We start from the raw sequence: 20,413 nt of genomic DNA on the forward strand, positions 1-20,413 counted from the left end.
ATTAGGCGGCAGCGAGACTGGCGCCTGCCTTTCGCTGTCTGTAAAAAGTAAGTAGTCCAAGCGCAGCCAAACCTGTAGCCAACAGGGGTAGAGTGGCGGGAATCGGCGTAGCGGCTACGGTCGACCCATCGGTATAAATGGACAAATTGCCAAAGGTCAGGGGATGCCCGTCGGGGCCAAGCAAGCCCGCAATGTAAAGCCTGCTCACGATTTCGAGCGTCGTCGCGTCGGCGGGAACTGAAAGTCCGATGGGCCCGGCACCAATTCCGTGAGAACTGCTGTAGAGGCTGTAGTAGAGATAGTTGGTCTCGTTGACCGACTCCAGCAGAGCCCCTGCCTGATTGAATAAATTGACGGTATAATTGTCAGAATAGGAGCTATTGCAGCTGCCGCATAACGACGTATCGCGAGGGCCAAGAGCGTTGATATTAATTACAAGGGATGAGGTGTTTGCGCCGAGCTGAAATACGCTGTCCGAATATCCGACAGGCAGTTCGCCAAAAAAGCTCGAAGCCATGGCGGGACCATATGCCAGCCAAGCAATCGTGAAGACGACAACCTTAGTAGCGATTTTGCCGTGCCGTGTCATAACGCCCTCTCTTGTTGCCTGCTGTGTCCATGGAAGATGATTGCAGAAATCTACGCAGAACTGTCTTCCACGCTTGAAAATAGAATAGACGTGTAAATTTCAGATACGCAAGTTGGTATCCCTCGCTTTGGTCATCAAGCTTAATACTGGACGGTCGGCGGGAAGCTCGTTTTATTCACTGCCGAAAACGTGCGGATGATCGAGGTTCGCCGTTAACGTTAAAAAGTTGGTTTGCGCGCGACACAGGTCGCTTCTGGAACCGCCGGCACAAAGCTTTGACGGTCGAACCGTCGAAGAAGTCGGGCATCGCGCCAAGTGGCGGCTTCTATGGCCTGTTAACCTGGTTCGTCCTCTCCAACGAAAGAAGTCCTAAGTTATTTCTTCGTCGTTAGTCTCGCGCGCCAAATGCAAAGCCGCTCACAGGAGGCTCGCCGCGAGTTGCGCGCCAGAACATTCGCTGCATTTGTGATTTCAGTAATGCCGCGCCGGCGCCAGTTCCCGTTCGACGTCACCGCGCCCGCTGGAGACCACGGGGGAACCGGCAACGGCGTTCCGCGCAGAACGAGGCGAGAGGCTAGGTTGGCCTAGTATGGTACGCTAGGTCCTAATGGGCTAGCTGCGGTCTAGTTGTATGCTCACTACCGGTGGGCGCCTTGGCCGGCGTCGCGATGTAGCTCCAGCAAAAGAGCGACGGCACGGACGGGCGACCAACTGCAATCGGTGGATAGGTCGACCGGATGTTTCACGATTAGGCGACAACCTGCGGCATTGCGCAGCCTGTCAGTGTGACTGTCGGACCCGTCCTCGACTGTTATTTGTATTAGCGTCACTGATCAAAAATTCTTCAATTGTGTGCCCGGAATTGAGCGCGGCAGCCAGCCAGCGAGGTTGTTTCCCGCGACCCGACCAGGTTTCAGAAGGCTCCCTCGGATTGCGGTATTTCGGAAATACACGCGGATATTTGCGCTTGGTGGATTGCAGTTTTGCGGGCGAGGTTTCGCTTTGCGCCGATCGACGAATTTCATTTTCACGGCGAAGCTGCGCCAGACGATTTTCGAGTTCGCGTCTTTCCGAGGTCAAACGGACCGACAAGACGCGGCTAATCTCCTCGTGAAGGCGCCACATTTCGTCAACGGACATTCCATCGAAGTTCAATTTCCTGCTCATTCGCATCTCTGGATTGCTATGAATTAACTAATATAATAATCGTCTCACTTTGGCGTTTATTAGCAAGGGTGTCGAGAGGACCGAAACTCCTGGACTATCAGACATGCCGGCCGTGCTGAGCGTCTAAGAATCTATGGTCGCTTACGATTCGTGGAAACGCCATCCTTCGGGCCGTGGCTCCAAATCAGCTTTATTTAATTCGAAGATGAGGTCACGGGCCAAAAAAACCGCCGGGGAAATCTTGGATGACCACGGCCAAAATGAGGACGTCCCGGGCGGCGAGTCCTTAAGCGAATCTAACCCGCGGCGTCGACGAGATCGAGCTAGTTGGCGGTGACGTTGCCGGTTAAGTCGAGCATCACATTCGCAGGAATTCCGTCCTTCACCGCCTTGCCGCTCCATATTCCTTTGGCGTCTCTTCGCAGCCCAGTAACGCTCGAATATCCTTTCGCCTCTATTTGCGACTTCGCCTGATCTTCAGTGATAGCGGGGACGGCGGTTTGCACGTGCGTGGCGGCCTTTGGTGGCGGCGCCGCCGAAGGCGGGGAGGTAAGCGTGGTCGTGGTGGAACAGGGGTCGTTGGTCGCGGAGTAACAGGGATTTCGAGGGGACTTCGCCGAGTAACAAGGACTGCTTGGATTGGTAGGGTTGCAGGGACTATTGGGACTTGTCGACGAGGAGGCCGGAATGGACGAGCTGGTCGAAGCGGCGGATGGATTTGTGCGGGTCGTCTGGCCGAATGCGTAGCCGGAAACCAATACAAGGGCGGCAGTGGCCAAGAGAAGTGAATACCTGTTCACTCGCTTGTCGAAACGAATCTCCAGCGACCCGTCGTCCCGGCGTGCGAAATCCAGTTTGGACGATTCGGTCCACTGTTTCGATGCAAGCAACATATAAATTCGCTTCATTTTCATGACCTTATGGCAGCTCCGAAGAGACTGACGGTAGCGAGCAATCGGGTTCTGCGATCGATGTAATAATGATGGCAAGCGCCAATAGGGCAGTTTACGCTGGGAGCACACGGTTGGCGAGATCGGTCTTGCACGCGAACTGCCCGTGCCAGGAGCATCTCAACCGCTGACGTTGGACGAGAAACCTGTACCGGCCGCGCGCGCGAAGCGACCGGGGTGTCCGGCGTGAGCATGGATTCGCCGCAGGCGGAACGCGAAGCCGATCGGAAAGCTCCTGAAATCCTCCGAAATCGGGCTTGAGTCTGGGCGGTCAGATTGTGGTCGTCGCCGGACCCCGCACGTCGTACCTCTTGCCGGTTCCCTTTACAACTTCTGAAATGCATTAAATTGCCGAAATTAAAACATCCGATTGTCCACATTAATAGATTTTGTTGCGGATGGTCTGAGGAGTATCAAATGAAGCGGGCGTTTGTACGATTGGCTTTTTGCGCTTTTGTCGGGTTGGCGGCCAGCGCCGGGCTAATAACCCGTTCCTCTGCGGTCACATTATCCTACGAATATTCCGGTGTGGGCAATGTGAGTTTTCAGTCGAACACTACACTCAACATCGGAGGTACTTGCTCATCTCCGTGCGTTTTTTCTGCAATAATGACGATAAGCGGTAACGGCCCGGTATGGGACCCCAGCATGCCCTCCGGATGGGGAACATTTGCATCTGCAACTGTTACCGACAATCTCAATGACGTAGTGTCACTGGGAGTAAATACGGGTGACTACACAAACGGTACCAAACACGAAATATTTGGCGCCGTCTTTTTCCCTTCTGTCTTGCCAAGCACTCTTGGTATCTCAACTTCAAGCCTCGCCAGTATCCTTGGTGGTCTGGGGACCGTGGACTACTCAATAGCAATCAACCTTCCCGACGGGGCTTACGTCACGCCTCTACCTGCTGCTCTCCCGTTATTCGCCGCGGGCCTCGGTACCCTGGGTTTGCTTGGCTGGTTCAGGAGGCGGAAGGATGCGCCTGCCCCAAGGCCTACAACGATGGCGACCTAATCCGCGCTCATCAGGTTTTTGTCCCGGACCGCGGCTATTAACCCAGCCCTTACGCCAGAAACGCGGAGAAGGGGCTGCCATTTGGCGATAGCCATCGCGGTCAGTCGTCAGCGGATGGAAGTCATGTTCATGACCGCCTAATGGTTGAACAAGTTAGTTCACAGAACGCTGTAGTTCTGGCGCCAACCTCGTTTTGAGTCTCCTTCGACGCACCTCGCTTGCTACTATAACGGTGCTGATGCCGCCCATTTCTAAGACCCAATTCCAACGGAGTCCCAGGATAGTCGCACCAAGAAACCTGTCGATATGATGAAAGGACGCCGCTCGAATCAAAATAAATGCGAGAACTGTTGCTGTGCCAACAAGGGCGAGCCAGGTCGGAGGAGGGGCTCTTCTGCTCAAGGTGAGCAACACGCAGGTTATCAAAACGCAGACGACGGCCACGCCTACGATGAACCATATCTGGACTGTCTGACGTTCATTGTACCAGCCTTGATGGTTCGCAACGATGCGACCCAACTTGGTCATCGCGGTTTGAAGATCAAGTTGTTTGTTGATACCGAGCGCGCAAAACATAATTGAGATGGAGCGCCATGTGTATCTTTCTCCAGCTACGAATCGCTCCCTTGCCCGGACGATGTTTGTTGTCTTCCACGTAGTCACAACTGCAAGAAAATAAAGGACAACCGTTACCCAACCTCCTATGGTTGGATCGCCAAATCCTGGACTCCAATTGAATGCGTTCATTCGACGATAGTGCAACTAGTGTTAGTAGCTGGAAGCTGTACCGCTAGAATTAGCCAAGCTGCGCCGCGGCCCTAACGGCGTCCGCAGCTATTGTTTTCCGCTCCTGACGGTGTTTTGCCGGTGTTTAACCTTTGGATCGTTATTTGGTGTCTAAATTGGACGGTTAACGATAGCAAATCAGTAGGAAGAAGCCATGGCTGACAATCCTGAGACCAAGAAATTACCGGTTGTCCCTCATCACGAAGTTAGAGAAACGTTTGCCGACCAAGTTGGGTTTATCATCTGTGACGGTTCAACGCTTAAGCTCGATTTCGAGGCTGTTCGCATGACCGAGCCCACTTCGCAAACTCCACCGGAAAAGCAACGTCACGTAGTTGCACGTTTGGCGCTATCGATGAATTGCGCAATCGACCTAATAAACCAAATAAGCCGACTTGCAGAAGAGTTGACCAAATCAGGACTCATAAAGTCCGAGCGAGGCCAAGTCACACGGCAGAATAAGCCAAGTTAAAGCATCAGCCGTCTGCTCGCTCGGGGAGAGTAAAGCTGATGAGCCTTGCCGGTTTCATGCCGGATTCTTCCGGTTCACAGCGAGGGCAAACTGGAAACGCTCGGCGCGAGCATGTGTTTCCAGCTGTTTGCCGGCGAACGTCGCACCGCTCGGGCGCAAAAAAGCCGGTCTCTAGTCGATGCGCTTCAACCGAACAGCGACAATCGATCGACTCCTGCCGTGGGCCTACCGAAAGCAAGAACTTAAGGCCGTGGCCAACGACGCTTACGGTTGTCCGGCCCAGCCGCCCTCAGGATTTCAGCCCTTACACCGCCTGTTCCTAGGCGTCCCGAGCCGCTACGTCCCTGCTTTTTTGAGCGCAGCCCTTATCTGATCCGCCAATTCGTTATTTGGGCCCAGCTTTAGCGCCTTCCCAAGCTGCTCCGCTGCCCGGCTAGGCTGGCCGGTCGAGATGTAGCCCATGCCGAGATGGTAACGAACCGCGGCTTGATCGGGGAGGGCGGCTGCGGCCTCTTCGGACAGCGAAACGGCGGTCCTGTAGTCGCCTTGAAGATAACTGACCCAGCCGAGGGTGTCTTTGAACTGCGGTATCGGCGAATTCCGCAGACCAGCTGCCAGCGATTGGGCTTTTTTTAGGCTGGCTTTGTCGGTGCGCCGGTCCAGCAGCAAGCTGGCCAGATTATTGGCCGCGATCAAGTTAGCCGGCTGCTTGTCCAACACGAATTCATATTCCGAAATGGCGGTTTCGTAGTCCGCCTTCCGCTCCAATGCACCGGCTAGGATCATGTGCAAGTCCATCATAGCGGGCTGCTGCTGGATCGCGGTTCGGACGACGTTGATTGCCTCATCGTAATTTTTCTGACCTAGATAAAGATCGGCCAACGCTTGGTACCCGATAAGGTCCTTCGGCTGCGCTTTGACGGCCGCCAAAAAACTCGCGAGGGCCTGGTCGCCTGCGCCGCTCGCAAGCTGTATTGATCCCAGGAGAACAAGGGCATTTGCGTTGCCGGGATTTCTCGCCAGCACGGATTTCAGGAAAATTATTGCCTGATCCTTCTTGTTCACCTTCAGAAGCACGGCAACCAGAGAGTTCACTGGCTGGACAGCGGTCGGAGCGGCGTCATAGGCCTTTTGCAAGGCCGCAATCGCCTCATCATATTTCTTGCTTCCTATCAAGGCCGCGCCAAGTATCTGATCGGACGTGCCACCGTCGTTGCCAATTCGCCGGATCGACTCAGCGATTTCCAGTGCGCCGCTCCAGTTCCGGCGCGCCAACCTAACCTGAGCCAGCGTCGACAAGATCTGAATGTTGTTGGGTCGCCGCTTGTTCAATCCAGTCAGAATATCCTCCGCGCGAGCGATGCTTCCTCGACGCTGCAGGAAGGCTGCGTATTGAAGGCCGATAGCAGAATCGAAATCGGACGTCCTCATCGCATCCGCGAACTGCTTGTCGGCAAGTTCGATCAAACCGTTGCGCTCATACGCTGTCGCCAACAGCAACATCAGATCGGTCGAGCGCGGTTGATAGTTAAGAGCGTCCAGCAGGTCGGCTGTGGCCGCATCCAACTGGGCACGTTCCAGGTGGATAGACGCGCGAAGCTTCAAGGCGGGGACATTGTGAGGATCATCCCGTAGAATATCAGCAATTAACGTCTCCGCCGGATCGAAATTTTTCTCGCTCAGATATATTTGACCCAGCGCGATTTTTGCCGCCCGTCCGTGCTCTGGTGAACTGCCGGCACCGCTAAGGTTTTCAAGCAGCTGCTTCCCGTCGGTAAACTTGCCCTCGGCAAAATCCATATCGGCCAGCGCCATCTGATATGGAAAAACCTCTCCCCCGGCGCTGATGCGGGCATTGAGTTCCTGCCGTGCGGCGGCCGGGGCCTTTTTGATCGCGTACAGAAATCGGGCGACATCAAGTTCGGCCGCCGAGTCGGCGGGGTTTGCGGACGCCAAGGCTCGCATTTCCTTCTCCGCGTCGTCGGTGCGACGTTGTTCGATGTAGAAATTGATCAGAAGCTTGCGAAAGCTGTGTTCCTGCGGATTTAGCTCGACGAGCCTCTTGAGAGCTGCCTCGACGCTGTCTAAGTCTCCTGTCTGCCTGAAGAGTTTGATTTTCAGCAACTGAACACCGAGATTATTTTCGTCGGCACCGGACTTGTCTTCCAAAATCGACAATGCGCCCTTGGCATCGCCCTTTCCTAGCCGGTCAAGGGCCAGAACCATCCGAGCGTCAGCGTTGGCTGGATCGAGCTCAAGCGCGGTCTCTGCTTCGCGAACGGCGACCGCACGGTCGTCCAGCTTGAAGGATGTCGCTGCCTTCAGCGCATGAAGTTCTGCATTGCGATTGTCCAACTCGATGCCAACGTCGGCCAATCTAAGGGCCTCATCCGAGGACCCGGCAAGCAGCAAAAGCTTGCCGAGTTTCAACCTCGCAGAAATGTCGTTCGGGTTAAGCTCCACGATTGTTCGCAAGTCCGCGACGACGCCCGGCCAATTGCGATTGATCTCGTCAATATCGGCCAGTGCTTTCCACGCTCCAAGCAGCCCCTTTTTGAGCCTGACAGCATTTCTGAGTTCTATTGCCGCCTTTGCGTTGTCATGCTCTGAAAAAAGTTGCATGCCGTGCTCGTAGTAGGTCTGCGCGCGCTCATCCGGTGAACCACAGCCGGCGAGCTGAAAAGCCGTCAAAACGAGAACCGCTGACCTAATCGTGGTGCCATAACATTCGAACAATTTGAACATGATGCTTCCTACCGGGTCGTACTCTCAGGTCCATACTCTACTGTCGTGGTGTTAGGCGCGACGTCCGATGGCAAATAGCCACTCAGGCTCGGCAAAAGGTCGTGCATAAACAACCGCAAGCGGTTATCGGCATCACGCTCAAGCTCGCTGGGCGAGACTGTCGTGATCAGACGGACCAAAGCCCCATCGGATCTATTTTTGATGATAGCGTCTGAAAGTAAGTACCACTTTGATAAATATTCGTTTGCGATCTTTCTGCCGCGTTCCTCGTACCAGTAGTAGACAAGCTGCTTTGAGCCATTTCGCTCGATAATCGCCCGGTTGAATGGGTGTTCGGCGCCATAACTGGTTCGTTCGAACTTTGTTATCAACCAGCCCTCGCCAGGGATGCAAACCAACGGTGAATGAGGGGATTCACCCGTTCTCTGCGAGGCATAATAGGCCACATAGAGGTTGACCGCTTTGCCGTCGGACTTGCTGTAATCAGAAAGGACGTAATCCTCCAGAGCCAGGCTGTTTACGACTTGTGGCTCGAGCAGGGCAGCGTGCCCATGCCATTCTCCGATCGCCGCGGGAAAGGATACGAATCGGCTGCGCGCCGGAAGTACTTCTGACCGGTGGGAGATCAACGGTCCTGTGAGTACGGTCGCGCCCAGCAGAAGCAAACAAGCATACAGCGGTGTACGACCGGTCGGTTCCGATTTTGCTCCAGAAGGCAGTCGGACTGTGTCCGCTGGCACGCCGAAGGCCTCAAAAAAACGTTTACCCGATATGCGCGCGAGTAAAGAGACTTCCACGGTCAGTAGAAACACAGATGCGACGAATACGATCCAGCCTTCGAAAAAATGAAGAACTCCCTCGGCCATTCGGGGACCCCATTTATCCACGGTCACGCCAACCATGCCGATCCTGAATCCATTCATTAAAATGGTGATGGGAATGCTGGAAAACAGCACTAACGCACGCTGCCAGATTGGTGCACGAAACAAATATGCTGCCAGAAAACTCAAGCCGAGGAGGGGAAACAGGTAGCGCAATCCACTGCAGGCGTCGACAACCTGCAGCTTGTAGGTACCGAGATCGATGACGTTTCCGTCGAGATAGACGGGGATCTGAAATAACCTGATGAAGAAAACGCCGAGCTGCGACGAAATGAGCTGAAGTTGCAACGACAGGTTGGCGTCAATGAAATACGGAAGTGGAATTGCGAAAATCAAATATATAATGGGAATAAGTGTGGCGCGGAGCAGAGAGAACCCGCCGGCCGCTAATACGATTCCCAGCAGCGCTATAATGAATGCCAGCTGCGAGAGAATGAAGATCGCACTCAACAGGCCAACAACGTGCATGGCCATCGCAAGCAGCATAAGGACAGCTCCGGACCACGCGGGCCGTCCAACGCTTGCGAGCAGCGCGTCACGCCGTGTCCATAGGAGCCATGCCGTAACGAGCGGTATCAGAAAGCCGTGGCTGTACTCCTCTTGCGTGGCCCAGCGCTTGACTAGTTCAGAGAGCGCTCCGCTGAATCCAATAGCCGCCAATAGCGCCGCCAGAAATACGAATATCCACGCCCGGGTTGCAGCGGTTCCAGGGAACTCGATGGATCGTACCGGCATTACAACGCCTTGTTTGACTTTAAGATAAAAGCCTTTTGAAATGGCACATTCACCGCAGCAGCGACAAAAGCGCAAGGGATTTCAGGCCGGCGGCGCAACTGTCACTTGGCTTCATTAACGCGTCGACAGCACTGGTAAACAGAGCGTGAAGGTAGTTCGAAGGAGTTGAATAGGTGCTGTTTTCTTGGGCCGTTGTTTCACATTCAGGCGTACAGTGCTCCAAGGCCTTCGCGATGCCTTTGCAAATATTGCGGCGATTTTCAAGCAAAGGTTGTGGCGACGATCTTAGATTTTTAAAGACCTGACCCCGGGGACCCTCATGAGTTCCGCGGCTTCGCTGGCACCACGAGCGGTTCCGGGCTAGGATTGGCAAACGCGAAATTTGCGAAGTTTTAAAAGTTTAGAATGAATATTCAGGGACCAATATGGGGCGAATTTGTCGGCTGGTACGCATTGCCGGAAAAAGAGGTTCATGTCTGGCGAACCACCCTGGATATGGCACCATCCGGCTTTACCAAATTTTGGCAGATTCTTGCCCCGGACGAACGGGAGCGTGCGGATCGATTTCACTTTGAAAGGGACCGCCGGCGCGCGGTCATCGCACGTGGATATCTGAGATTGCTGCTTGGTCAATTCCTGGATTTGCCGCCGAACAAAGTGCAGTTTGAATACGATGAATTCGGCAAACCGGGCCTGTTACCAGAACAAGGTCCATCAGTGCAGTTTAACGTATCGCACTCAGGTGACCTGATTCTGATCGCAATTGGGAGGGGCCTTGCGGTGGGCGTCGATGTTGAGAGAATTCGGACCGATTTGGACGTGGCCGATATTGCGGCGCGTTTTTTTTCAGCCAATGAAAACGAGCTGCTGGCCTCGCTTGGGGGGCCGCTTCGATACAAGGCGTTCTTTAACTGTTGGACCCGCAAAGAAGCATACCTGAAGGCAAGGGGTATCGGCCTGTCTCTGCCGCTTGACCAGTTTGATGTTTCGTTTCTCCCCGGGGAAGAACCCCGGCTGCTGGCGACCAGGCCTGACCCTGCCGAGGCAAGCCAGTGGAGGGTTCGCGCCCTGGACCTATCAGGTGACTATGCGGCAGCTTTGGCAGCCCCAAATTCGAAATGGGGGCTTAAATGCTGGGATTGGGATCCGCTTATATTGGTTGATGGCGCCAAATCGGCCTAACCAGTTGATATTTCTCGGCAGTAACAGGGCTTTCCATGTGCGATTTTTTGGGGTGTGACTTAACTGATACAGCCTTGATCCAATCTAGGCGGTACAGTGGCACGAGCCGCCGGACATAGAGAGCACCTTTCCCATGATCGTTAGACACCTGAAATTGGCGATCGTTCTGCTGACCGGGCTCCAGTTGGCGGGCTGTTACACCGAATATGGGCCCGTAGAGGTCGAGACCAGGCCGGTTTCCCTCTCGTCAGGGAGCGGGGTGGCTGCGGTTCTGCAATCGGGCGAAAGGATAAAGATCACCGTTTACGGCGAGGAGGCGCTGACCGGCGAATATGACATCAATCCAAGTGGTTATGTGTCTATGCCCTTGATCGGTGCAATCAAGGCGGCGGGGCGTTCGCAGGCGGAGTTCGCACGAGACGTCGCGAGTAGATTTAGTCGTGGTGGGTTCCTGCAGGACCCCCACGTTACCGTAGCAGTCGTCCAATTCAAACCGTTCTATGTGTTGGGGGAAGCAATTAATCCCGGCGAGTACCCGTTCAGAAGCGGTCTTACCGTGCACACGGCGGTCGCAATGGCGGGCGGATTCACCTATCGAGCCAGCAAGTCTCTTGTCCTCATCCGACACACCGGAGACGAGGTGTGGAAGGAATATCCCCTGACGGAAGCCGTTCCCATCGCGCCTGGAGATTTGATTCGAGTGCCCGAAAGATATTTCTAGGCCGTGCTGGGCCTGGTTCGCCCTCAACTCCGAGGCGTGATAAGCGGGTCTCGATATTCCATGCTTCAGGATTCAATTCGATCGAGAAAGTTTGCTACGCGCCTAGCTTTTAGTGTGCTCTTTTTGATCGCGTGGATTCCGCTGGCTTTTGCCCAAGAGCCACCTTTGGATGTTGCGGGGAACGGCAGGCTCCCGGCGAGGGACCCGGATGCGATCGCTGTCAATGGGTGGTTGCTCTATCCAACGCTGCGTATCTATTCTCTCTATTCGGATAATCTGTTCCTGAGCCCGCAACGTCCGATCGCTGCGGCAGCAGTAGGCGTAACGCCGAGTATGTCGGCCGTATGGAGCAACGGAATTCATACGACGACGCTTTATGGGAATATCGACCGGCAAGCTTATCCCACCGATAATGATATCAATACCTTGGACGGGCGTGCGGGCTTTACCCAACGGTATGAGGCCCTGCGAGATCTGATTTTCACCGTCAACGGGAACTACACCCACACAACGCTGACTACCGGTCTGCAGAGTTCAATTCAGACTGCGGCGGTAGCGCCGACAACCACGCTGTTGCCAAATGGTAATACGCAATTGCCTAACGGGACAATTCTATCACCCACAGGACAGATAGTCGGACAGGCCAATCCCGCGTTTGGCGGCAACGTGCCGCTGCTGGTAAATCCCTCCGATCAAGTCGCGGGCACATTCTCCGTCGAAAAAATCTTCAACCGCGGCATGCTGAACTTGAGCGGCACGGTCAACCGCACCGAATATCAAAATACTCTGACTTTACCGAATACCAGCAGCAGAAGTTTTACGGAAAGCGCCGGAGTTTGGCTTGGTCCAGTGTTCTATGCCTATTCCAACGGCTCGATCGGGACCGTTGTGACGGATGCAACAAACGTAGCGAGCGCAACAATCCCAACAAACACCTCGACCACGTCATACCGAATTATCGGCGGATTAGGCACGCGCCAGTTCGGCCTGTTTCGCGGCTCCCTGTATTTTGGACATCAAGGCTCCGGGGGCGGCAGCACAACAGCTGGAGGCGAGGTGTATGGCGGAGCGCTCTCCTATTATCCAACCCCCAGATGGACGCTCACTGGGTCGGTCGACGAAACGGTAAACATCGCGTCACAGGGATCGGCAACGAATCTGGCGCTGACCCTTCCGGCATTCAGCCCCGTACAAGTCGCATTGGGCACTTCAACGCGTATTACTTCCGCTTCATTACAATCCGGCTACGAGATCACACCGCTGTGGTTCGCGAATTGCCAATTGGGGTACAATCGAATCCAATATTCCGGCAGCCCAAGACTTGATAACGCCTGGGTGCTTGACACGACTCTCCGATACGACATCTGGCGGAACATGTCGCTCACGTGGGAGTATCGCTATAGAACCATCCAGTCCAACGCGCCTCTAACGAGCGCTACCAGCAACTACGTCACGATGGGCACAACATACAAATTCTAATGCGGCTGGTTGGAGTGGGGCGTCCCGATTTTCTCAGCGGATGTTTCGAGTTGCAAATGGCAGTGAGCCGCGATCGGTCGAGGGACGCCTGGTGCAGCAAAATCCTTCGGCCAATGCTGGGTGCGATGTCATCGTCGAAGAGCGCCCAGCAACCGCCGGCTCGATATTTCCAGCGGCAATGATGACCTGCGCGAAGCCGGCCGGTTCGTCCTGACGGCATTGGACCAATCCGGCAAGGCGGCCTTCGCCACGAGCGCCGCCGAATCCCATGAAGCACTTAGCGGCAAGCGTCTTACATCGTGATTACTCGCCGTGTGTATCGCATGCGAGCTTCGGCGCATGGTCCTTCAAACGGCCGAAAAATGATCCACACCGGAGCAAATCCGACACCCGGCGTCGGATATTGCGGCGCAGTCGCTCAACAATAGGCATATCCCGCCTCGGATTCGGGCACCTTGTTGAGAACAAAGCGAACCACGTCTGTCGTCTGTAGATGCTTGTTGCATTCCTCAATTTCCGAGATCGTCGAAGTGCCTACGGCCGCGACGAGCAAAACGCAATCCACCTGCGGCAGGATCGTAATTACATCGTGGCCGGTGAGCAGCGGAGGCAGATCAAGGATTATGATCCGAGACGGCCCATGTCCGGTAATATCGTGCAGAAGATTCTTCATTGCACTGGAGCCAACCAAATCGGATGAATCTGATGTCGACGCAGTCGGCAGAACTTCCAGTCGGCTACCACCTGCGCGTGCGCAGATAATCGCCCTGTCCACATCTATACGTCCCTCAATGACACCAAGAACGCCTTCTCGGCACTTCAGGCCCAAACTGCCTGCGACCTGAGCTTTTCGAAGGTCCAGGTCCGCCAAAAGCACCTGCCGCTCAGGTTGCCGCGCCATGCTGAGAGCCAGGTTGATGGCAGTCAGAGTTTTTCCGCAGTTCGGTGTTGGAGACGTAACAGCCAGAGTTTTCCAGCCCTTGAGGTCCATCGACCGCAACACTTCGGTCCGCAGCATATCAAAGTGCCTTGAATGTAGGTCCTTTCCATCATAAGCGACTATGCGCTTGGAGTGCAGGTGCGCAAGATCGAGTTCGATTTCTTCAGCCCGCTCCTTCGGCTCGTTGGTATCGCCAAAACTGCGCCTGTTCGGCTGCAGCGAAGGCTCAAAGCCAACACCGCCATGCTGCTGCGGGCGTCCTTTGGCGCGCTCAACTGCTTGCCGGATGTTTTCCATTCGATCTCTCCAACGCCACAAGGGCGACTTCTAATGCGCGATCTCTCAACAGCTATCGGTCGGCCGTGCGAAAGCCAACTGCGGCCTTGTCAATCAGGGACAAATCGATCGGCAAATGTAAAACAGCGGCCGTTGCCAATCCGCCCAACACCGCCACGAGTAAAACTACACTCACAACCCCAAATATGATTTTCAATCGCGCTCGGGTAATATCGGCGCGCGTTGTCATATATGGAACGGTGACGATGAGGTGACGCGCGACCACTCCAGTCAGCTGGTGGCGGCTGCGTATCGTCCCGTCAAGAAGCTCGATCGCGATGACGGTGCCAATACCCATCATTGCGGCGGCAGCAAAGGCGATTCCGACCAACTTAAGCCTGTTCGACTTGATCGGTTTTTGCGGGAGGGGGGGCGATTCGATTACCTGCAAGCGTTCAGATTGCTGATCTCGATCCAATCTTTCACCGAGACGCGCGGTCGCAAGTTTGCCATTGGCTTCGGCAAGTCGCGTCTCGAGAGCTTCCCTTTGCCGCTTGAGAGCCTCAATGTCATCCGCTTGTGTCGATTGAGCTTTTGCTGGAGATTGTGTCGATTGCGTTAGAGTTTTTTCCATCGTGGCTATTCGTTTCTTCAGCGCAGTCACGACGGGATGCGCATCCGAATATACCGATGTCTTTTGAATGAGTTCCGCTCTGAGCGCAGCCAGTGCGGTCAATTGCGACTTCTCCTGCTCGGGAATTTCAGGAACCGCTTCGCGTGGCCGGCGCGCGATTTCAAGTATCTGCGCTTGTGTGGACTCCAGCTTGTCTTCGATGTCCTTAGTTTCGCTCGTCAATATCTTGACCGCCTCCGTCGCGCGACTGGTCCGCGAACGTGCGTCCTCGTTGACTATCAGCGTGACAAACTCGCTCGCCACCCTCATGGCGAGTTCGGGTATTCCGTATTCGAAGCCGACCGTAAACGCAATTGTGGGGGTGCCTTGCCGCGGTGGCCCATCGACCTCTGAAGGCTTGATCTGAACACTTTGGCGCATCAGGTCGAGAATTCCGGGCTGTTGGGGAAACAACCCGAACTTGTTGGCGATCGAAAGAAGATTGTCCCTGGTCATAATGCGCTGCTGGATGAGTTGGATTCGCTCACTAGCGGTGGCCGTGACGATGGGGCGGACGAGATCTGGGGCAATCACCTGAGATTCCACCAGTATCTTTCCCTCAGATAAATAACTTGGCTTCTGAATCGCCGCAAAATACAGGCCAAGAATTGAAATCAGTCCGAACGGGACCAAGAAGTAAAAGAAACGCCTCTTAAGTATATCGATATAATAACTAAAATTGAGGCTCTGAGCTTGATCCTCGCCAAAGGCGGGTTCACTGGAGCGATAGGAATCATTTGAGCCAAGTGTTTGAAGCACTGCGGTTACCTCGGTCGGATTAAATCGCGCCCCCCTTAAACCGCCGCTCCGTTAAAAAAGAGCTAGCCAAAACCCAGCCACCCAAGCCTTCTATAGATTGTCTACGCCTCAAGTACAAGGAGAAATCTATCAATGATTAACGCGACATAGGTCTCGGTCGGCACGTGGCCGAGTGGCGGCGATGGGGCGCATCCATCGTGATCTAGCGGCCAATCTTGAACCCCGTCGGAACATTACTATAATTTGCGTTGCTTTAACATTAACTGGTTCCAGGTTTTGATCGCCACGAATCTTAATCAACGTACCCGCAAAGGTTTCCCTTCAGGATGCTTTTCGTCTATTCGTCTGCGTTGCGCAGTCATATCGCATTCTTCAAGGTCTTCCGATGTATGAGGCGTTTTACAGACTTCGAGAGAAACCGTTCTCAATCCTGCCAGATCCAGATTTGATCTACTGGTGCCAAAACCACAGACTGGCGTTCGCCATGCTGGAGTTTGGCGTAATGAACAGCGCCGGCTTTACTGTAATCACTGGCGAGATCGGCTGCGGCAAAACGACGCTTGTACGCTATCTTTTGCGAAAGCTGGACGATCACGTCACGGCATGCCTGATTTCCAATACGCCGCGCAGTCAGGATGGGTTGCTGGCGTGGGTTATGATGTCCTTGAACCAACCCTTCGAAGGTTCCTATCCGGCATTGTTCAAACAATTCCAGCGGTTCCTGCATGATCAATTTTCAAGGGGGCGCCGGACGATATTGATAGTCGACGAGGCGCAGAACTTGGGTATGGAGGCACTCGAAGAGCTTCGAATGCTGTCTAACGTCAACACTGACAAGCAGCAGTTTTTGCAAATTATACTCGTCGGCCAGCCGCAGTTGAAAGACCTGCTTCGCGCGCCTCAACTGCTGCAGTTTGCGCAACGGGTGTCATCGGATTTTCACCTCAGGCCCATGAATGCTGATGAAGTCAGCGAATACATCGACTTTCGTCTGAGAGCTGTAGGATCTCACTCCGAGTTGTTTACGGCGGACGCGTGCAAGATCATCGCCGATACCAGCCGAGGGATTCCGCGCACGATCAATATCCTTTGTGACACCGCGTTGGTTTACGGATTCGCCGCCGGGGTAGACCAAATAACGGCAGAACTCGTCGACACCGTAATCCAAAACAAGGCACAGTTCGGCGTGCTTCCTTTTGGCCTGCAGGCCGTTTAGTGGAGTCGTTAGGCCGCGCAAGAATGCGAGTACTGCAGGCAATCAGGAGTCGGCACCGCCGGCACGGAATTCAATTAACAAGCACAGGGCGCCAATGACGTGAATTCTTGCGGTATTTGGCGCGAAATCGCTTATTCTGACCGTCGCGGGATAGCGCCCAAGCTTCTCGGACGATAACCATGCTCATTGAAAAATTCCGCCCAGGCGCCGCGCAACATCTAAAGGATGCTGAGAAATTTCGGTGTTGGCTAGGGTTCAGTCTAGGGTCAGCTTGTAGTAAATGCATCACATACATTAGTCTCGCGCCGCACGCTGCAATCTGAGAAGTGTGGTGCAGATACTTCGCGACCGGTACCATGGGCAGGGTGAAACACTTTTGAGTAGGCGTCTGTCCGTGCTTTTGGCGTCGGCCGCGTTCGGTGGCACCATTGCGGCTGTTCGCCATCTAGGGGCGAATAAAACCGACGTCCGCGTTGTGTCGAGCCATCGTCTTGGAGCGGCGGCGTGGTCACGTCACGTCGCCGCTGTCTTTTCGGCGCCGCCCGAGGGCGAAAGCCAACGGTTCCTCGAGCGGTTGCTTGAGATTGGGGCCGCCAATCCGGGCCAGGTTCTGCTGCCGACATCAGACGAGACCGCGTGGTTGTATACCGAGAACGCAGCCGAGCTCGGACGATACTTCTGCCTCCTTCAGCCCTCGACCGCGACACTCCTGAACATCCTCGATAAGAAGCTGTTTGCGGACGCCGCGACCAGAGCTGGGCTCGACGTCTTGCCGAGCTGGGATCCGCGAAGCATCGACGATGTCGCCGCGCTCGCGCCGATCTTGCCCTATCCGATCCTGATCAAGCCACGCACGCATGTCCACCGCCTCCGCAACGACAAAGGGGTCGTTGTTTATTCGGCAATAGAGTTGATCGATCAGTATCAACGTTTTGTTGATCGTGAGCAGGCTCGGGCCGCTGATAACTCTGTAGTGCCCGATGCCAGCCTGCCCATCTTGCAGCAGTTTGTCCGCGTGGGGAGCGAAGGCGTCCATTCGGTGACGGGCTTTATAGACCGGACGGGCGAACTGTTCGTTACGCGCTGCGCAACCAAGGTGTTTCAGCGATCCCAACCCGTGGGAGTTGGAGTTTGCTTTGAATCACGACCGTCTTCTCCTGCGCTCTCAGATGCCGTTCGCCGGCTCTGTCGAACGCTCGGCTACTTCGGCATCTTCGAAGTCGAATTTCTCTGGTTCGATGGGCGCTGGGCGGTTATCGATTTCAACCCGCGCCTGTTTAATCAGATCGGGATGGACATCCGCCGAGGCATGCCGCTTCCGCTCCTCGCCTGCCTCGATGCTGCTGGGGAGACCGCGTTGTTGCGCGATGCGGTTGCGAAGGCACAGGAGGAAGACGACGAACAAACGGTCTTTTGCGACCGGTTCACGCTCCGTGCAATCCTTCTTGCCAAGACCGCCACCGGACAGATATCGGGTGCGGATCGTGCATATTGGCGCGCGTGGATGAAGCAGCACGCCGCTAATACCGTCGATTTCACCGCCGACAACAGCGACCCCATCCCAGGGGTTGTCCACGCACTCTCGGAAATCTATCTGGGCCTCAAATCCTTTCCGCGCTTCGTGCGCTCGACGCGGCGTGGTTTACCTTCGACGCCAAACGCGCTTACACAGGAGCCGTCGTGAGCAGGGTCGCCGTCGCAATCATCGGGGCGGGACCCTATGGTCTTTCGCTCGCCGCCCATCTTGCGGCGCGGAACGTAGAACATCGTCTCTTCGGTCGCCCGATGCAGTTCTGGTCGGACGTGGCTGAGGCCGGCGGCGGACGCTACCTGAGGACCTATTGCTTCGGGACCAATATTTCGACGCCCAATCGCGGCTTTTCCTTCGCCGACTACAGCAGCCCACGCGGTCTGGAGACGTTTGAGCCATGTTCCATCGGCGATTTCGCCGCCTATGGGCATTGGTTCCAGCAGGCGAATGTGCCCTGGGTTGAGCCAGTTGATGTCGCGCACGTAGCGGGTCAGGCCAAGCGCTTCAAGGTCACGCTTGCCGACGGCCAACATCTTGTCGCGGATCGCGTGATTGTCGCGATCGGGCTGAGTTGCTTTGCTTATGTTCCGTCCGCGATAGCTTCGCTGCCGCCGCCTCTTGCCCTTCACACGTCGCAGATCACGAACTTTGCCGCCTTTAAGGGACGGGATGTCGCCGTTGTCGGAGCAGGTCAATCGGCGCTCGAGGCGGCGGCCATACTGCACGAGGCCGGCGCACGGCCGCAACTTCTGGTGCGTGAGGGCACGATAGGCTGGATGAACCGCGTCCCGCACTCGCGCAGCCTGTGGCGACGGTTACGTTCGCCCATTTCGTCGCTCGGAAGCGGACCCAAGGCCTGGGCTCTTGCTCATTTCCCGGGTGCGCTGCACCGCCTGCCGGCCGAATGGCGATCCCGTTTGGTCGAGAATCATTTGCCGCCTGGAGGGGCGTGGTGGCTTCGGGAGCGGATTGAGGATCAAGTGCCCGTCCATATCGCGACAACAATCGATGAGGCGCGCGAGGTAAACGGTCGCGCGGCTCTTCGGCTACGCGTTGGAAACAACGGGAGCGTGCGCCAGCTCATCGTCGATCATGTCGTTGCGGGCACGGGCTATGATATCGATGTCGAGCGCCTCGCTTTCCTGGATCCGAGCCTGCGGTCCGAAATCCAGCGCCTTGGGCGCGCCCCAGCGCTGAACGCCAATTTCGGGACGTCGGTGCCCGGGTTGGGCGTCATCGGCCCAGCATCTGCATTGAGCTTTGGCCCGCTCTTTCGCTTCGTAGCGGGATCCGAATACACCGCTCTGGTTGTTTCAGCGCATCTGGCGTCGCAGGCCTTGCCAACGCCATGACTGATCTCGCAGGGATGATTGCGCCTTAAATGGCGTCGAAGACCCAATAGTGATACGGCGCATAGGCATCCAGAAAGAACGGCGTCACGCCGTGTGCACGCATACGAAATCGCGCCGAACCCTCGATCACCGTGGCTGCGGCGCGTAACGCGTCCGGCATGGTTCCCGAAAGCACAAGGCACAACGGATTATTGTTGGCCTCTCGGGCCTTGACGAGAACGGGTACAAATCTCTCCCATATTTCGGCGTTGAAGGGATTAAAGGAATAGATCAGCAGCGGCATGTCTGACGGCAATACAACTGCACTAGCATCCGCATTGACGATGGACCATTTGGCAGGTCTTCGGCCAGAAAAATGGACAAGATTCTGTTCCGCGACCTGACAGATAAGGGGCGCAAACTCAATTCCGAGAATCGTGTCAAACCCTTGCAAGGCGGCTAACATTAGAACGCGACCTTTTCCGCAACCGACATCAACAAACCTGAATCCCTTCCAATCAGTCGGGAAAAAAGCCGAGAGAATCGCGTACGCGCTCGGAGACGTGGAGACGGAAGAGTATCCGCCGTCCTTGTTTGACCCGACAACGTCTATATCGATCAGATCGATCTGGCCCGAGGTATCGACGCCGTACTTGCGGTCCCACCGCGCACCGAGAAACGAACACACGTGATAGCGAAGTTGGCGCTTTATAAATTCTGACGTTCCCCGGATCCCGGCCGCCCGCACCTTTGCGAACAGCCCGCTGATCCCGTTCTGCTGCAGAAATTCAATCGATCGCCTTTTTCTCGATGCCCAGCGATCCACGGCCTGCAATTGAGCGCCCAGGTCTTCTTCAGCCATGATCCTTCTTCCTAAAAAATATCTTGGCCACGTAACAACAATAAGGTCAAGCTAGTGAGCCTGTGACAAGGCCGACGCCGCAGCAGGAATCTTGGCGTCGC

Annotated in this window: 15 protein-coding genes; 7 read left to right on the forward strand and 8 right to left on the reverse strand. The window is 55.3% G+C overall.

Annotated features, from left to right (window positions below; all coding sequences use genetic code 11):
- Nucleotide 1: 1 nt before the first annotated feature.
- From B5525_RS24640 to B5525_RS44365, 3 genes are all read right to left on the reverse strand, one after another.
- Nucleotides 2–589, reverse strand: coding sequence for a hypothetical protein (locus B5525_RS24640; protein ID WP_079568323.1), 588 nt, complete (start codon nucleotides 587–589; stop codon nucleotides 2–4).
- 780 nt (nucleotides 590–1,369) lie between these two features.
- A complete protein-coding gene (locus B5525_RS24645; protein WP_079568324.1) occupies nucleotides 1,370–1,756 on the reverse strand; it encodes an H-NS family nucleoid-associated regulatory protein in 387 nt (128 codons plus the stop codon).
- A gap of 323 nt (nucleotides 1,757–2,079) precedes the next feature.
- Nucleotides 2,080–2,664, reverse strand: coding sequence for a hypothetical protein (locus B5525_RS44365; protein WP_154073407.1), 585 nt, complete (start codon nucleotides 2,662–2,664; stop codon nucleotides 2,080–2,082).
- 1,999 nt (nucleotides 2,665–4,663) lie between these two features.
- Between B5525_RS44365 and B5525_RS44370 the strand changes: the two genes are divergently transcribed.
- Nucleotides 4,664–4,981 (forward strand): hypothetical protein, encoded by a 318-nt coding sequence (locus B5525_RS44370; RefSeq protein WP_154073408.1) that lies wholly within the window; start codon nucleotides 4,664–4,666, stop codon nucleotides 4,979–4,981.
- 336 nt (nucleotides 4,982–5,317) lie between these two features.
- Here the strand turns inward: B5525_RS44370 and B5525_RS24660 are convergent, their stop codons facing one another.
- Nucleotides 5,318–7,726 (reverse strand): tetratricopeptide repeat protein, encoded by a 2,409-nt coding sequence (locus tag B5525_RS24660; RefSeq protein WP_079568327.1) that lies wholly within the window; start codon nucleotides 7,724–7,726, stop codon nucleotides 5,318–5,320.
- An 8-nt stretch (nucleotides 7,727–7,734) separates the two neighbouring features.
- The gene (gene xrtD, locus B5525_RS24665) at nucleotides 7,735–9,342 is read right to left on the reverse strand and encodes a VPLPA-CTERM-specific exosortase XrtD (protein ID WP_079568328.1); all 1,608 of its coding nucleotides are present in this window, start codon (nucleotides 9,340–9,342) and stop codon (nucleotides 7,735–7,737) included.
- A gap of 405 nt (nucleotides 9,343–9,747) precedes the next feature.
- Between xrtD and B5525_RS24670 the strand changes: the two genes are divergently transcribed.
- From B5525_RS24670 to B5525_RS24680, 3 genes are all read left to right on the forward strand, one after another.
- Nucleotides 9,748–10,524: a 4'-phosphopantetheinyl transferase family protein gene (locus tag B5525_RS24670; RefSeq protein WP_079568329.1), complete on the forward strand. Its 777-nt coding sequence runs from the start codon at nucleotides 9,748–9,750 to the stop codon at nucleotides 10,522–10,524.
- 133 nt (nucleotides 10,525–10,657) lie between these two features.
- Nucleotides 10,658–11,245: a polysaccharide biosynthesis/export family protein gene (locus tag B5525_RS24675; protein ID WP_079568330.1), complete on the forward strand. Its 588-nt coding sequence runs from the start codon at nucleotides 10,658–10,660 to the stop codon at nucleotides 11,243–11,245.
- 60 nt (nucleotides 11,246–11,305) lie between these two features.
- Nucleotides 11,306–12,724 (forward strand): outer membrane beta-barrel protein, encoded by a 1,419-nt coding sequence (locus tag B5525_RS24680; protein WP_079568331.1) that lies wholly within the window; start codon nucleotides 11,306–11,308, stop codon nucleotides 12,722–12,724.
- 418 nt (nucleotides 12,725–13,142) lie between these two features.
- On the opposite strand, the gene B5525_RS24690 is transcribed toward B5525_RS24680, so the two are convergent.
- Both B5525_RS24690 and B5525_RS24695 read right to left on the reverse strand, forming a co-directional pair.
- The gene (locus B5525_RS24690; protein WP_079568333.1) at nucleotides 13,143–13,961 is read right to left on the reverse strand and encodes a CpsD/CapB family tyrosine-protein kinase; all 819 of its coding nucleotides are present in this window, start codon (nucleotides 13,959–13,961) and stop codon (nucleotides 13,143–13,145) included.
- A 52-nt stretch (nucleotides 13,962–14,013) separates the two neighbouring features.
- Nucleotides 14,014–15,372 (reverse strand): GumC family protein, encoded by a 1,359-nt coding sequence (locus B5525_RS24695; RefSeq protein WP_079568334.1) that lies wholly within the window; start codon nucleotides 15,370–15,372, stop codon nucleotides 14,014–14,016.
- A 484-nt stretch (nucleotides 15,373–15,856) separates the two neighbouring features.
- On the opposite strand from B5525_RS24695, the gene B5525_RS24700 reads away from it, so the two are divergent.
- From B5525_RS24700 to B5525_RS24710, 3 genes are all read left to right on the forward strand, one after another.
- Nucleotides 15,857–16,588: an ExeA family protein gene (locus B5525_RS24700; RefSeq protein ID WP_338075124.1), complete on the forward strand. Its 732-nt coding sequence runs from the start codon at nucleotides 15,857–15,859 to the stop codon at nucleotides 16,586–16,588.
- 394 nt (nucleotides 16,589–16,982) lie between these two features.
- A complete protein-coding gene (locus tag B5525_RS24705; protein ID WP_244567569.1) occupies nucleotides 16,983–18,272 on the forward strand; it encodes an ATP-grasp domain-containing protein in 1,290 nt (429 codons plus the stop codon).
- Nucleotides 18,269–19,471 (forward strand): NAD(P)-binding domain-containing protein, encoded by a 1,203-nt coding sequence (locus tag B5525_RS24710; RefSeq protein WP_079568336.1) that lies wholly within the window; start codon nucleotides 18,269–18,271, stop codon nucleotides 19,469–19,471. The genes B5525_RS24705 and B5525_RS24710 overlap by 4 nt, the downstream gene beginning before the upstream one ends.
- A gap of 25 nt (nucleotides 19,472–19,496) precedes the next feature.
- On the opposite strand, the gene B5525_RS24715 is transcribed toward B5525_RS24710, so the two are convergent.
- Nucleotides 19,497–20,312 (reverse strand): class I SAM-dependent methyltransferase, encoded by an 816-nt coding sequence (locus tag B5525_RS24715; RefSeq protein ID WP_079568337.1) that lies wholly within the window; start codon nucleotides 20,310–20,312, stop codon nucleotides 19,497–19,499.
- Nucleotides 20,313–20,413 lie beyond the last annotated feature (101 nt).

The organism is Bradyrhizobium erythrophlei (assembly GCF_900129505.1).
GTDB classification, from domain to species: domain Bacteria; phylum Pseudomonadota; class Alphaproteobacteria; order Rhizobiales; family Xanthobacteraceae; genus Bradyrhizobium; species Bradyrhizobium erythrophlei_D.